The sequence below is a fragment of the Streptomyces sp. R-74717 genome, from assembly GCF_047305335.1.
In the GTDB taxonomy this organism is placed as follows: Bacteria; Actinomycetota; Actinomycetes; order Streptomycetales; family Streptomycetaceae; genus Streptomyces; species Streptomyces atratus.
The window spans coordinates 4,421,619-4,435,409 of sequence record NZ_CP102361.1; the positions used below are offsets into that span (position 1 = coordinate 4,421,619).

Sequence of the window (13,791 nt, forward strand, 5' to 3'; positions counted from 1 at the left end):
GGGCCCTGCGCCGATGCGCGGGGCCCTTCGTCGTTCACTCGGCCGGGTGGCGGAATGGCTTCCGGGCACGGGCGGCCGGATCGTCCGACGACGATGAGCTCGACAACACCGACTCAGGAGGCCCGCAATGGAATCGTTGCTCCAAACAGCCAACAGCCTCATGGAGCAGCATCCGGGTTACCGCGTCGAGATCATCGGAGGCGTCATCACTGTGGCCCCACTGCCGGACGGCCGACACGCCAACGTGCTGACCAAGAGCATGATTCCGTTCCTGGCCGCAGACCTCCACGGCAAGGAAACCGACATCCTTCAGGGCATCGGTGTGTGGCTCCCCAGCGGCCCCGAGGACTACGCGATCCCCGACCTGGCGCTCGTCGACGCCGATCTCGACGAGCATCTGATCGAGAACAACTGCTACGACCCCGCCGTCTTCCGCCTCGTTCTGGAGGTCACCTCCAGCAACTACAACAACGACCTGCGCAACAAGGTCGCCGCCTACGCCGAGGCCAAGATCCCGGTGTACGTGATCGTCGACCGCAAGCACGGCCGGGTGCATGTCCTGACCGAGCCCATGGGCGGCGGTTACGACAGTCACCAGGTGTACGCCCCCGGGCAGACGGTCACGCTGCCCGATTCGATCGGCGCCCCGGTGACTGTCGACGTCGCCGACCTCATCCGGGCCGGCCGCCCCCGGACCTGATCACCCGGCCGCCGCCACCAGGACCGCCCGGAGCCGGATGATGCCCGCCGCCCACTCCTCGTCCCCCGCTTCGTCCCACAGCTCGCGCAGCTCCGAGGATTCGCCCAGCACCTGATCGAGGGCCTTCACCGCAAGGGGGCGCAGGTCCACCGGAAGTGCGGGCAGCGGCTTGTCGGGGCCGTACGCGGTGGTCACGGCCTCCCCGCCCGGACACTGGGAGCCGACCAGCGCGGCCGCCGCGACCGCGACCGCCCCTTCGTCGCTGTCCAGGGCGTTACGGATCACCGCTACCCGCTCGGCCTCGGGAGCGCTGTCCAGGTCTCCCGAGAAGTCCGCAGCGGTGTCGTTGTCGAAATGGCCGGTGTCCCAGGTGCCCATGAGGTCCCCTCCGCAAGTGGCGTCCGCCGGTGCGCTCCACCGACGGATGTCATCCTCGCAACCACCACTGACAACGGCGTGTCAGCCCTCTTCTGCGTCTCGCTGCCAGCGCCGTTCGCCGTCGCACCACTCCTCCGTGGGCACCAGCCCCGCCGCGGCGGCCACGGCGGCGGAGGCGTCATGGTCCGGATGTACATGGGCGACGACGGTACGGACTTCCCGAACCCCCGTCAGATGGGCAACCAGCCCCACCGCGGCCTCTTTCGCAAACCCCCTCCCCTGCCACCGCGTCCCCACCACCCAGGCGATCTCCGCCTCCGCGTCCTGCGCGTTCACCGTCGCCTGTACGTAACCGGCCAGGCAGCCCTCGTCCCGTACCCGCAGCACCCAGTTCCACCAGCCCACCCCGGGGTCCGGTGAACCGGCGGTCTGGCGTGCGTAGCGGGCCCGCAGCTCATCGGCGCTCTCCAGGGTGCCTCCGGTGTACGTGTGCAGGGCCGGGTCGTCGAGCACGGCCGCCATCTCGTCCGCGTACGCGACCCGCAGCGGCAGCGCGTCCAGCCGGGCGGTGGCAAAGGGCTCGGGTCCATGGTTGATCACACCACCCGACCCTACGTGCGCCGGTCGCCGGCGACTCAGCGGCTCAGTCGCTGGAACCGCCGCACCGCCAGCGGCAGGAACACCGCGGTCAGTGCCAGCGGCCAGACCACCGCCATCAGCAGGGCGTGTTCCTCGACCCAGGTGCCGCCGCTCGCCACCGGGTTGCCGAAGAGTTCGCGGGTCGCCGTGACCGTGGACGAGATCGGGTTCCAGGCGGCTACGGTGCCCAGCCAACCCGGCATCAGGGAGGGCGCGACCAGGGCGCTGGAGATCATCGTGACCGGGAACGCGATCGCGTACAGACCGCCCGCCGCCTCCGCGTTCGGGACCAGGAGTCCCAGCCAGACCCCGACCCAGATCAGGCTGAACCGAAGCAGCAGAAGGAGTCCGAACGCACCGACGGCGGCGGTCGGGTCGCCGTCCGCGCGCCAGCCGATCGCGAGGGCCGTCGCCGCGAGGATCGTCAGCTCGGCGCCCGCGACCAGCAGATCGGCGAGGCCGCGTCCGCCGGAGACCGCGGACGGTGCCATCGGCATGGAGCGGAACCGGTCGACGACGCCCTTGCCGACGTCGGTCACCATGGCCATCGCGGTGTTCATGAAGCCCATGGCCATGGTCGTCGCGAACATGCCCGGCATCAGGAACTCCCGGTAGTCGCCGCCTCCGGGCACCTTCATGGCGCTGCCGAAGACATACCCGTACAGCAGCACGGAGAGGATCGGGAAGCCCAACTGCCAGATGATGGCCGCTGGTTGGCGCCGGTAGTGGGTGAGGCTGCGCCGGGTGACGTTCCAGCTGTCGGCGAGCGCCCAGTGGAGTCGGCCGCGTGCGGGGCCGGCCGTGTGCGGTTCGACGGTGGTCACACCGTCACCTCCTCATCGAGCGTTTCCGTACGGTGTCCGGTCAGGCTGAGGAACACGTCGTCGAGGCTCGGTCTGCGCAGCCCGATGTCCTCGACCCCGATGCGTTCGTCCTGGAGGGTGCGCGCGACCTCGGTGAGCGCGGCGACCCGGTCGGCAACCTGGGCGTGGACGCGGCGGTCCGCCTCGTCCAAGACGACAGGGCAGGCGCCCGCGACCCGTTCCACGGCCTTGACGACCGCGGGCAGGTCGGCCGTCTCACCCGCGACGACCTCGATCCGGTCGCCCCCCACCCGGTTCTTCAGCCCGTCCGGCGTGTCGTCGGCGATGACCCGGCCCCGGTCGATGACGGTGATGTGCGAGGCGAGCCGGTCGGCCTCCTCCAGGTACTGGGTGGTGAGCAGCACCGTCGTACCGTCCGCCACCAACGCCCGTACGCTGTCCCAGACTTCGCCCCGCCCCCGCGGATCGAGCCCTGTCGTGGGCTCGTCCAGGAACAGCACCTGGGGCACGAGGATCATCGATGCCGCCAGGTCGAGGCGGCGCCGCATGCCGCCGCTGTATCCCTTGACCCCTTTGTCGGCGGCGTCGCACAGGTCGAACTGTTCCAGCAGTTCCACGGCCCGCCACCGGGCACGCGCGGCGCCCAGATGGAAGAGACGCCCGAACATCTCCAGGTTCTGCCGTCCGGTCAGGATCTCGTCGACGGCGGCGTACTGCCCGGTGAGCCCGATCCTTGTGCGTACGCGACGGGGTTCGCGCGCCACGTCCAGCCCGGCGACCTCGGCCCGCCCGCTGTCGAACCGCAGCAGCGTCGCCAGGGCGCGTACGGCGGTGGTCTTGCCGGCCCCGTTGGGCCCGAGCAGCCCGTGCACGATGCCGGGCCGGACGGCCAGATCGAACCCGTCGAGAGCTCTCTTCTCCCCGTACCGCTTCATGACCCCTTCGGCAAGTACGGCATATCCGCTCGTGCCCATGACAGAGCCCCCTTCATTCCAATGAACTGAGTACGCTGTACCCAAATAAGAGTACAGCGTACCCAATTCTTGTCCAGAGGCTTACGCTGAGCCCATGACGAAGAGCGATTCAGTGGATGGGACAGACGGAACGACGGCTGGCAGCGGCGATATCGCGCGCAGCCTGGAACTCCTCTGGGGCACTGGTGACCGCCCCAGCCGCGGTCCCAAACCGGCTCTCACGCTCGGCCGGATCGTCACCACCGCCGTGACGATCGCCGATACGGAGGGCCTGGCCGCCCTCTCGATGCGCCGACTCTCCACCGATCTGGGCACCGGCACGATGTCGCTCTACCGGTACGTCCCAGGCAAGGCCGAACTGCTCGACCTGATGCTCGACCACGTCCTGGGCGAACCCCTGGACGCCACCCCGGCCGACGGACCGGCCGACGGACCGGCCGACGGCCCGGCGGACTGGCGCGCCGCCCTCGACGCCATGGCCCGCACCTACCTGGAGCAGCTGAGCCGCCACCCCTGGCTCCTCAAGATCAACCAGGCGCGTACGGTCCTCGGCCCCAGCGCCCTCCGGGGTCTCGAACGGGCCCTCGCCGGTATCAGGGGCATGGGTCTGACCGACCCGGAACTGATCTCGACGATCATTACGGTCAACAGCTTCGTGGAGGGCATCGCCCGCACCCGGCTCCAGGCCACCGAGGCCGTGCAGCAGACCGGGTTGAGCAATGACGCCTTCTGGGAGGATCAGCGCCCTTATCTGGAGCGGGCCATGCGGAGCGGCGACTATCCACTGATGGCGGCGCTCTCCGAGGACGCGTTCAGCTACGACAACGACCACTTCGCGTTCGGCCTGCAACGGCTGATCGACGGCTTCGAAGTGCTCGTCGAGCGGCGCGCCAAGGGCTGATGCGGAGCCGGGGCCGTGCACCGGTGGAGGCCGGCCGACGGTCAGCCGCGGTTACGACGCCGGTTCGTGAAGACGAGTGCGCCCACGGCGGCGAGCACCAATACCCCGACCAGAGTGCTGCCCTTCATCTCGCCGCTCCCGTCACCGGCAAAGGACGACGCACCACCACCGTCCTTCGACGGCGACTTGCTGTCACCACCGCCGCTGCCGCCGGCGATGTCCACCCGCACCACATCGCTCCGCTCCCCCTCCGTGCCGAACATCAGCGCCGAGCCGTCCGCCGTGTACGTCACCGACTCGGCCTGCCGCTGCAGCGGTGCCTGGACCGCGTGGTCGGCGCCGAGCCTGCCGTCCTTGAAGGCATAGCCACGGGCGCTGAAGTACGAGCGCAGCACCAGCTCCTTGCCGTCCGGCGAGAACGCCCCGTCCGTCACCCACGGCACCTCTCCCACCCGTCGGAAGACATTGGTGGCGCCGGTGGTGAGCTTCGCCGGGCCCTCGTACAGTCCGCCGCCGTCCTCGTTCTTCGACGCGATGTAGACGCGCCCGGTCGTGGGGTGGACCATCAGCGCCTCGGCGTTGCGCGGTCCGTCCGCGTACTTCACATCGAACTGTGTGGCGCGGACCGTCGCGTCCTTCAGCTGTTCCGGCTCCGGGAAGCGGTAGATCCAGACGTGGTCCCAGCTGCCGTTCAGGTTGTCGCCGATGTCACCGACGTACAGATTGCCGTCGGGTCCGAGCGAGATGGCCTCGACGTCGCGCGGCTGCCCCACCCCCCGCAGGGTGATCGTCGCGACCGTCTTCCCGGTGCGGGAGTCGACGGCGTAGATGTACGGCCCGTCGTCGCTGTCGTTGTGCGTCCAGTAGATGCCGGGGTGGGCGCGGCTGGCGGCGAGGCCGCTGGACTCGGTGATCCGGGGGTCTTCGATCGTGAAGCTCCGATCGGCTCCGTCGCCGGCCGCGACGGCGGGAGCCGCCCCGGCGAGGAGGAGCAGCGCGGCGGCTCCGGACACAGTCAGGTACGAACGCATGACACAAGTGTCCATCGTCACGTCGCAGGTCGGATGAGTGATCCGCGATGATGTCGCCATGCGTTTCACGTTTGTCGGCGATTCCATGTCGATCGGCCGCGCCGGCGACTTCACCTGGCGCTACCGGATGTGGCAGCACCTCGCTTCCACTTTCGGTGCCCCGTTCGCGATCGTCGGCCCACGCAGCGAGCTGTACGACACCGGGACGGACACCCCTGTCTCGTACGAGTACGGCGCCCCGGACTTTCCCGCCGAGGCCCGCACCCATCTGGCCGGCTGGGGTGAGGGCTGGCTGCACATGGCCCCGGCTATCGCCGACACGGTCACCGAGCACCGCACGGACATCCTGCTCGTCTCGCTCGGCCTGATAGACCTCGGGTTCTATACGGACAGCGGTCGGACCGCCCTGAACGCAAGGGCGTTCATCACGGCGGCCCGCACCGCGAACCCGCACGTCAAGATGGTGCTCCTGCCCGTGATACCGAACATACGAGCCGAGTCGGACGCCCCGTTCGCCGCCGAGTGCGACCGTTTCAACGAGCTCCTGGCGAAGGCCGTCGCCGACCTCGACCACTCGATGTCCCCGATCCTGCTGGCCTCCCGCCCGCCGGGGTACGACATCCACAAGGACACGTACGACGGGACGCATCCCGGCCCCACCGGCGAACACAAGCTGGCGGCCGCGTTCGCCGACGCGATGCACCAGGCCTGGGGCCTGGGCGGCCCGTACGCGGCCCGTCCGTAGCCGGCATCCGTAGTCGGCACTCGCAGCCGGCCGCGAACAGCCCGGACCGGCCGGCGCCGGTCCCGGTCTGCAACGAGTCCCGGTCTGCAACGGCATGGGGCACCTGCCCGACGAGCTGCGCTGGACGGGCTTCCCGCCCGGCCCCCGCCTCTGAGAACCCGCCCATCACCGGGTTCCCGGCACCTCAGCGCTCCGACCCCGTGGGCCGGGCCCTCACATGCATCCGCTCCCCCTGCTGCCCGAACAGGCTGAGGAATTCGACCGGATCGGGCCCGGCACTGGCCCACGCATGCGGCGTACGCGTGTCGAACTCGGCGACCTCGCCGGCCGTGAGCACCAGATCGTGCTCGCCCAGCACCAGCCGCAGTCGCCCCGCGAGCACGTACACCCACTCGTACCCCTCGTGCACCCGCTGCTCCAGCGGACCCGTCGCCCCGCGGCCGCCGGGCAGGATCTGCTTGTACGCGTGCAGCCCGCCGAGGTGCCGGGTGAGCGGCACGAAGGTCATGCCGTCCCGGGTGAAGGGGCGGAAATGGATACGCGGATCGCCGGTGGCGGGTGCGCCGACGAGTTCGTCCAACTGCACCCCGTACGCCTTGGCCAGTGGCAGCAACAGTTCGAGCGTGGGTTTGCGGCCGCCCGATTCCAGGCGCGAGAGGGTGCTGAGGGAGATCCCGGTCGTCTCGCTGAGCTGCGCCAGGGTCGTGCCGCGTTCCTGGCGCAGGGCGCGCAGCCGCGGCCCGACGCCTGTCAGGACGGTCGAGATCTCGTCGTCCGTACGCTCTCCGCGCTCTCCGCCTTGTTCATCCATCTCTCCATTTTATTTGCCGTCCCGGCAACGGGGCGTGTCAGGACGGCAGGATCATGGCCAGTGAGAGACGGGTCAGCTCATCGGTCAGCCACTCGGCGTCGACCTGCCGGGGGCGGCGGCCGTGATGGGCCATGAGTTCTTCCACCGAGTGGTTCAGCACAGTGACGGTCACGGTGTGGTCACTCGCCACCGCCTCGCCCCGTCGCACGGCACGCTCGGCCTCGGAAGTCAGGAAGTCGATCCACATCGCCCGCCATGTCGCGAGGTGCCTTTCCACCTCCCGGCTCACCCCCAGCACCTCGACGAACGCCACCCGGGCCGCGCGCGGGTCCTCGGTGACCGCCTTCACATAGGCGTCGAAGAGCAGCCGGACCCGTTCCGCCGTCGGGCAGTCCTCCATGCCCTCGGCCATCAGGGCGTTCTCGGCGGCGCGCAGCCCGTGGGTCGCCACCTCGTCGTAGATCGCCATCAGGAGCACCTCCCGCGAGACGAACTCCTGCTGGAAGATGTGGACGGGCACCTTCGCCTGCTCGCACAGAGCCTCGACGCTCGTGTGCGCGTACCCGTACGCGGCGAACAACTGGCGCCCGGCCCACAGGAGTCGGTCCCGTGCTCCCGGACCCTCCATGGCCTGTCCCACCGCCCCGTTCCGCTGGTTCGCCACGACACCCACCATCGGTCCTCCTTCGTCGTCCGTACCGCTGCCCCCACTCTCCACGCTCTGCCCCGCCGGTGGTGTCACCGCCACGCGCTCGGCCACGCGTAGGGCGGTGCTTCGGTCAAGTCCGATTGCCCATCGAATCGTTGCTGCTACCGTCTGAATTTTGGATCTACGGAGGTGTCCATGACCCTGCCCATGCGTCTGCGCCGCGCACCCGTACGCGCGGCGGCCGCGCTCGCGTTCTGCACCGTGGCGGCGTCGCTGCCGGGAGCCGCCACCGCCTCGGTCGCACCCGCTGCCGCCGGGACCGGCTCATCCGCGGTCTTCAGCAGCCCGGCCGAGCCGACCGGTATCAAGGACCGCCTGACCGACCTCATCGGCCGCACGGCTGCCGGGGCCGACATCCGGGTGGCGATGTACATCTTCAATGACACCGACATCTCCACCGCCCTCAACGCCGCCGCCGACCGCGGGGTGCACGTCAAGGTGGTCGTCGACTCCATCTCGGCCCAGAGCTCGACCCATTACGCCGCTTTCGCCGCCCTCAAAACCCACCTGGGCAGCACGACCTCGGCCGCCTCGTACGCCGTCTCCTGCCCCGCGAACCGCGGCTGCATCGGGAACGCCGCGAACGGCGCCTCGATCAACCACAACAAGTTCTTCCTCTTCTCCAAGCTCACCGACGGCACCACGAACGTCGTGCTCCAGTCCTCGGAGAACCTCGACGCCCGCCCGTCCGTCGGCGGCTACGGCGCATGGAACAGCGCGACCCAGATCAACGCCGACGCGGGCCTGTACAACGGCTATGCGTCGTACCACACGGATCTCGCCGCGATGAAGGCAAACAACAACTACTACCGCACGGTCGAGTCGGGGAACGCCAAGGCGTACTTCTTCCCCGAGGCGTCACAGAACCCCGACTGGCCGTCCGAACCCGCCACCGATGCCGTGATCAACCGCCTCAACGGCGTGGTCTGCAAGGGCAACACCCCCGGCTGGGGCACGGATGACGGCCGGACCGTCGTACACGTCGGCATGAACCTCTTCAGCCGGTACGAGATCGCCAAGAAGCTCCAGGCCCTCGACCAGGCGGGCTGCTGGGTCGAGGTCCTCCACCAGCTCCCCAAGGGCTACGCCTCCGAGGCCCCCACGGGCTCCACCCGCAAGACCCAGGCGGCCCTCACCGCCCCGTTCAACGCATACAACGGCCCGGTCGTGCACACCTTCCCCGAGTCGGCGAACGACTCCACGCCCTTCCACTCCAAGTTCCTCCTGGTCAAGGGCGGCTATGACGACGGCTCGGCCAAGGTCAACGACCGCAAGATCCTCTGGACCGGCAGCCACAACTACACCTTCAACTCCCTTCGCTACAGCGACGAGGCGTTCGTGAAGCTGGAGGACAGCTCGGTGTACGACGCGTACGAGGCGTTCTTCAAGTCGGCACTCCCGAAGGCCACATGCACCTGGATCGAAGGCACCTGGTCCCCGAGCAGCTGCTCCTGAACTCCGCCGCATGCACGACGAACCGCCCGAGTCCCCGCGCTTCGGTGAGCCGCTCCTCCGGACGGCCCGTTCCGCCGAACCGCCGCGTCCTGACCGGCGATTGCCTGCCGCCCTGCTGCCGGGCGATTCAGCAGGACTGCGAGGGCGGGGCCGTGAACATGACGTCCACGGCGTGAGCGGTGACCTCGAGCTCGTCACCGAGAGCCCACTCGGCGACCCGGGAGACCGTGGCGGCCGGGATGCGGTCGCTGATTCCGGGGGCCGCCGGAATGTCCTGCGTCGCGTGGGCGTCGTGCGGCATGACGACCCGATACCCCAGCGCCAGGGCTGCGCGGGCCGTCGCCTGCACACACATCTCCGACATCACACCGCAGATGGCGAGCGCCTGTACCTGCGATTCGGCCAAGAGACCGCCCAGCGACGTCCCGTCGAACCCGTTGTCCTCGGTCTTACGGATCACGACCTCGGTGGGGCCGGTCTCGACGGGATGGTGGAGCTCCCAACCGGGCGTGTGCGGCTCGTCGCCCGCTCCGGCCGGCCCGTCGTTCTGAATGTGGACAACGAGCGCCCCGCTCCTTCGCGCCCGTGCGATCAGGTCTGCCGTCCGGTCCAGGAGCCGGGCCGTCTCGGGTACTGCCCTGTCACCGCAGACGGCGGCCTTCTGAACGTCCACAACGAGCAGGGCCTCTGCGGGAAGCGCGCGATTGTCCATGCCGTCATCATGTCCGTCGGCGCAGTGCACCTCTACGTGTTTTCGACCCGATGGCACGAGAGGGCGCCACCACCTCCAGGACCTGCCGCGCGGTTGCCACCACTGACGGGTCGGATCAGGGACGCGGCCACCTGCGTCCGCTCAGGCGCTCGATGTCGGCGTTGAAGCGCCTGAGGTACGCGGCGAAGGCCGAGACGTCCTCCTCGGACCAGTCGGACATGATCTGGTCCAGCGAGCTCGTATTGCGCTCCCGCTCATCGTCGAGCATGCGCGCGCCCTCGTCGGTGATGCGGAACTTGCGGGCCATGCCGCCGTCGGGGTCGGGTATGCGCTCGACGAGACCGGCGCGCTTCGCCGCGGCGGTCTGCCGGTTGAGGGTCGAGGCGTCGAGCCCGAAGGCGTCGCTCAGTTCACCGATCGACATCGGCCCCTGGACACGGATGCGGCTGAGCAGGATGTAGGCGCTCCGCTCCAGTCGGCTGTCCTCGCGGCGGCCGTTCCTGTGATGCAGAAGTCCATGGCGGCTGAGCAGCATCTGCTCGTACTCGACCTCTTGCGTAGCCCTGACCATTGCGACCGCTGCCTCTCGCTCCTTGCCGGGCCGCCGGCACGTTTCATTTCGGAGCGGCCCCGCACCATCCTCTCACATGACTATGCATCGCACACATAATGTGCCTGATGCATAAGGCATGTACGATGCACTTCGATACCCGACAGCCACCCGAGGAGTCCCGGTATGGGAGCCCCCCAAGCATCGACCCGCGCGAACGGTGTAATCGCCACGCTGGCGTTCGCCGGCATCGTGGCCGCGATCATGCAGACCCTGGTCACGCCGCTCATCGCGGAACTGCCGCAGATCCTGCACACCAGCTCCGCGAACGCCGCCTGGGTGATCACGGTGACCCTGCTGGCGGGGGCGGTGTGCGTGCCCGTCACCGGACGCCTCGGCGACCTGCTGGGCAAGCGCCGGATGCTCCTCGCCTGTTCCGTGCCCCTCATCGCGGGATCGGTGGTCTGCGCCCTCGCGTCGTCCGTCGTGCCGATGATCATCGGACGTGGTCTGCAGGGCATGGGCATGGGCATGGTGCCGCTCGGCATCGCCCTGCTCCGCGACGTGGTCCCCGCCGAGAAGCTCAGCTCCTCCATCGCCCTGGTCAGCGCCTCCATGGGTATCGGCGGCGGCCTCGGCCTGCCGATCGCCTCGGCCGTCGCGCAGTACGCGAACTGGCGCGTGCTGTTCTGGGGCTCCGCCGTCCTGGCCGTGGCCATCGCCGCCCTGATCTGGTTCCTCATCCCGGACGTCCCGGCCGGCGCCAAGGGTCAGCGTTTCGACGCGCCCGGTGCGCTCGGCCTCGGCGTCGGCCTGGTCTGCCTGCTGCTCGCCGTCTCCAAGGGCGCCGAGTGGGGATGGACCTCCGCGGCGACGCTCAGCCTGTTCATCGCCGCCGTCGTCGTGCTGCTGGCCTGGGGCGCGTGGGAACTGCGTACCCGTGACCCGCTGGTCGACCTGCGCACCACGGCCCGCCCCCGCGTGCTGATCACCAACGTCGCCTCGATCTTCGTCGGCTTCGGCATGTACGCCAGCATGCTGATCGTTCCTCAGCTGCTCCAGTTCCCCGAAGCCACCGGCTACGGCCTCGGCCAGTCGATGCTGGCGGCGGGCCTCTGGATGGCCCCCGGCGGCGTCATGATGATGATCGTCTCTCCGTTCGGCGGAAAGCTCACCGACGCCCGCGGCCCGAAGTTCACCCTGATCTGCGGCGTCCTGGTCCTGGCCGCCGGGTACGGCCTCTCTCTCGTCCTCATGGGCTCCGCCTGGGGGCTGATGCTGTCCCTCATGGTCATCAACAGCGGTGTGGGTCTCGCCTACGGCTCCATGCCGGCCCTGATCATGGGCTCCGTGCCGCTCTCCGAGACCGCCGCGGCCAACGGCTTCAACACGCTGATGCGTTCCCTCGGCACCTCGATCGGTGCGGCCGTGATCGGCGTGGTCCTGTCCCAGATGACCACCACGGCGGGCGGCCACAGCTTCACCTCGGAGAGCGGCTTCCGCACCGGCCTGATCATCGGCTGCGGCGTCGCCCTGGTCGCCGCGGCGACCGCCGCCGTCATCCCGGCGGTGCGCCGCAGTGCGTCCGACGCCGCGAAGGACGATGCGGCCCCCGCCCCCGAACAGGCCGCCGTCGAAGCCTGACCGGCCCGACACCCGTTGCGGCACCCCACCCGGGCCACGAGCCCGGCGGGGAAGCAGAACCGCGCTGCCCGGCGTCACCCCTCCGCCGACGCCGAGAAGCGGACCGGGCGGCGGGCGGGAGAACGTTCAGCCGGAGGCCGGAACACGGTCGAGCGTCGACTGGCCCGCGGGTCCCCAGGTCGCCTTGCCGCCGGGAAGGCCCAGGTCCCCGGCTCGGCCGATACCGATGCACCGCCGATTGCCCTTCAGGCGGTCTCGGCCGGGTTCGCCGCGAGGGAGGCGACTCGTTCGCGCCAAGGGATTTGGGGAGGCTGCTGCGCGTACGCGGCTGCTTGGGCGGCCCAGGATGCCCGTGCCTCCTCCTGGCGGCACGGGGCGCAGTGTGTTTCGTCCCCCACCGCCCGGAAGACGTGATCCTCGCCGGGACCGGCGCAGGGGACGAGTTCCCTGACGCGGGATGGTGCCGCGGGGCGGGCATCGGTGGGCGCCGGGGGTTCCGGGAGTTTCTGTACGAGGCGGTGGCGCAGGAATCCGACCGCCGACCGCACGCCCTCCGGGGGCAGTTCGCTGGTCAGGGCCCGACGTAAGTCGGTGGTCGTGATGCCGCGCCGAATCCACTCCGCAGCCAGCTCGGCGAGCCCCCGGGCCTCGCGGACTCCCAGGTGCAGCTGGGGTGTTGCGTGGCGAAGTGACAGCAGGAGCCGTTCTGTCACGTTCAGTTCGGGGGCAGGGGTGCTGTCGCGACCGGGCTCGGCTTCGGACTCGGGCTCGGCTTCGGAGGGTGGGTGGGGATAGTTCTTCTCACGTTCTTCTTCCACCGGTAGTGAGCCACCGACCGCCCGAATCCCCGGCTGACCGACCGTCCGTTCCCGCGTACTCGGCTGAGGCGCAGGCGCCACCACCAGCCCGTCCAGGACCCGTCGGGCCTGTTCCGCCGTGAGAGGGACGTTCGAGCAGAGTTGGTCGGTGGCCCAGTGACCCCGGCCCACCTGCCGCCTCCGCTCATGCACGAAACCGTTCTCCGTCAGCTGCTTCTTGGCCTTCTGATACGCCCGTCCAGTGATCCCGAGATTCCTCGCATGCTCACTGAGCGCCTGCCCGGCCTGGTCTTCGGGAAGCCCCTGTACGTGCAGGAGGAGAACCTTCGCGTCACTGCCCAGACGCGGATGGCGCACGACGTCGTGCGAAGCCTTCGTGTAGCGCCGAAAGGGCGCGATAGCATGCCGAAGCATCCCGGTGGAGTCCTTGTCCACTCGTGGTGAAGGCCCTCGGAGCGGTGTTGGTAGCACCCCCGGGGGCCGCTCTGCACGCGGGTGCGACACAGAGCGTTATGGCGCGATCACCGTACCGCAGGCCGCGGGAGCCTTGCCCCCTTTCGATCACATCTCTCGTGCGACAGATGTGCACCTACTACATTCGCTACATGAGTGAGCCTGTCGTTGAGTCCATGGCAGAGGTCCGCCGTCACCTCGCCGATGTCATAGACCGCGCGCGACGGGATGGGACCCCGACGATCATCACCCGCCGCGGCAAGAGCGAAGCCGTGCTGGTCGATATCGACGAATACCGGCGCCTGAAGCAGGTCACCGAGCAGTACGAGGACGAGTGGCTCAACCGACTGGCCGACGAGGCCGAGTCCGAGGGCCTCAACGGTTCGGTCTCCATCGAGAAGATGGCCGCACTCCTCCGATCTGCGCCCTGACCTCATGGGATACATC

At 69.3% G+C, this 13,791-nt stretch carries 16 protein-coding genes; 6 read left to right on the forward strand and 10 right to left on the reverse strand.

Annotated elements, in window-relative coordinates:
* The first annotated feature begins 127 nt into the window (after window positions 1-127).
* Complete coding sequence (locus NRF20_RS20010; RefSeq protein WP_398630204.1) at window positions 128-700, forward strand: Uma2 family endonuclease; 573 nt, start codon at window positions 128-130, stop codon at window positions 698-700.
* Here the strand turns inward: NRF20_RS20010 and NRF20_RS20015 are convergent, their stop codons facing one another.
* From NRF20_RS20015 to NRF20_RS20030, 4 genes are all read right to left on the reverse strand, one after another.
* On the reverse strand, window positions 701-1,078 hold the full coding sequence (locus NRF20_RS20015) for a DUF4259 domain-containing protein (protein WP_266359046.1): 378 nt from the start codon (window positions 1,076-1,078) through the stop codon (window positions 701-703).
* A gap of 81 nt (window positions 1,079-1,159) precedes the next feature.
* Window positions 1,160-1,678: a GNAT family N-acetyltransferase gene (locus NRF20_RS20020; protein ID WP_398630203.1), complete on the reverse strand. Its 519-nt coding sequence runs from the start codon at window positions 1,676-1,678 to the stop codon at window positions 1,160-1,162.
* A gap of 35 nt (window positions 1,679-1,713) precedes the next feature.
* Window positions 1,714-2,541 carry an ABC transporter permease gene (locus NRF20_RS20025; protein WP_266359050.1) on the reverse strand — a complete coding sequence of 276 codons (828 nt, stop codon included), beginning with the start codon at window positions 2,539-2,541 and terminating at the stop codon, window positions 1,714-1,716.
* The gene (locus NRF20_RS20030) at window positions 2,538-3,515 is read right to left on the reverse strand and encodes an ATP-binding cassette domain-containing protein (protein ID WP_398630202.1); all 978 of its coding nucleotides are present in this window, start codon (window positions 3,513-3,515) and stop codon (window positions 2,538-2,540) included. The genes NRF20_RS20025 and NRF20_RS20030 overlap by 4 nt, the downstream gene beginning before the upstream one ends.
* A 94-nt stretch (window positions 3,516-3,609) precedes the next feature.
* On the opposite strand from NRF20_RS20030, the gene NRF20_RS20035 reads away from it, so the two are divergent.
* The gene (locus NRF20_RS20035; protein WP_398630201.1) at window positions 3,610-4,416 is read left to right on the forward strand and encodes a TetR/AcrR family transcriptional regulator; all 807 of its coding nucleotides are present in this window, start codon (window positions 3,610-3,612) and stop codon (window positions 4,414-4,416) included.
* Window positions 4,417-4,457: 41 nt separating this feature from the next.
* Here NRF20_RS20035 and NRF20_RS20040 read toward each other — a convergent pair whose 3' ends face one another.
* Window positions 4,458-5,447, reverse strand: coding sequence for a WD40 repeat domain-containing protein (locus tag NRF20_RS20040; protein ID WP_413752996.1), 990 nt, complete (start codon window positions 5,445-5,447; stop codon window positions 4,458-4,460).
* A 58-nt stretch (window positions 5,448-5,505) separates the two neighbouring features.
* Here NRF20_RS20040 and NRF20_RS20045 point away from each other — a divergent pair, with 58 nt between their 5' ends.
* Complete coding sequence (locus NRF20_RS20045; protein ID WP_413752997.1) at window positions 5,506-6,192, forward strand: GDSL-type esterase/lipase family protein; 687 nt, start codon at window positions 5,506-5,508, stop codon at window positions 6,190-6,192.
* A 184-nt stretch (window positions 6,193-6,376) separates the two neighbouring features.
* Here NRF20_RS20045 and NRF20_RS20050 read toward each other — a convergent pair whose 3' ends face one another.
* Complete coding sequence (locus NRF20_RS20050) at window positions 6,377-7,003, reverse strand: helix-turn-helix domain-containing protein (RefSeq protein WP_398630198.1); 627 nt, start codon at window positions 7,001-7,003, stop codon at window positions 6,377-6,379.
* A 37-nt stretch (window positions 7,004-7,040) separates the two neighbouring features.
* A complete protein-coding gene (locus tag NRF20_RS20055; protein WP_398630239.1) occupies window positions 7,041-7,679 on the reverse strand; it encodes a TetR/AcrR family transcriptional regulator in 639 nt (212 codons plus the stop codon).
* Between the two features lie 168 nt (window positions 7,680-7,847).
* Between NRF20_RS20055 and NRF20_RS20060 the strand changes: the two genes are divergently transcribed.
* A complete protein-coding gene (locus tag NRF20_RS20060; RefSeq protein WP_413752998.1) occupies window positions 7,848-9,167 on the forward strand; it encodes a phospholipase D-like domain-containing protein in 1,320 nt (439 codons plus the stop codon).
* A gap of 127 nt (window positions 9,168-9,294) precedes the next feature.
* On the opposite strand, the gene NRF20_RS20065 is transcribed toward NRF20_RS20060, so the two are convergent.
* Both NRF20_RS20065 and NRF20_RS20070 read right to left on the reverse strand, forming a co-directional pair.
* Window positions 9,295-9,879 (reverse strand): cysteine hydrolase family protein, encoded by a 585-nt coding sequence (locus tag NRF20_RS20065; protein ID WP_413752999.1) that lies wholly within the window; start codon window positions 9,877-9,879, stop codon window positions 9,295-9,297.
* Window positions 9,880-9,994: 115 nt separating this feature from the next.
* Window positions 9,995-10,450, reverse strand: a complete 456-nt coding sequence (locus NRF20_RS20070; protein ID WP_114245907.1) for a MarR family winged helix-turn-helix transcriptional regulator — start codon at window positions 10,448-10,450, stop codon at window positions 9,995-9,997.
* A 165-nt stretch (window positions 10,451-10,615) separates the two neighbouring features.
* On the opposite strand from NRF20_RS20070, the gene NRF20_RS20075 reads away from it, so the two are divergent.
* Window positions 10,616-12,073, forward strand: a complete 1,458-nt coding sequence (locus NRF20_RS20075; protein WP_413753000.1) for an MFS transporter — start codon at window positions 10,616-10,618, stop codon at window positions 12,071-12,073.
* A gap of 245 nt (window positions 12,074-12,318) precedes the next feature.
* Here the strand turns inward: NRF20_RS20075 and NRF20_RS20080 are convergent, their stop codons facing one another.
* Window positions 12,319-13,305 carry a hypothetical protein gene (locus tag NRF20_RS20080; RefSeq protein WP_413753001.1) on the reverse strand — a complete coding sequence of 329 codons (987 nt, stop codon included), beginning with the start codon at window positions 13,303-13,305 and terminating at the stop codon, window positions 12,319-12,321.
* A 191-nt stretch (window positions 13,306-13,496) separates the two neighbouring features.
* Between NRF20_RS20080 and NRF20_RS20085 the strand changes: the two genes are divergently transcribed.
* Window positions 13,497-13,775 carry a type II toxin-antitoxin system Phd/YefM family antitoxin gene (locus tag NRF20_RS20085; protein ID WP_398630193.1) on the forward strand — a complete coding sequence of 93 codons (279 nt, stop codon included), beginning with the start codon at window positions 13,497-13,499 and terminating at the stop codon, window positions 13,773-13,775.
* The last annotated feature ends 16 nt before the right edge of the window (window positions 13,776-13,791 follow it).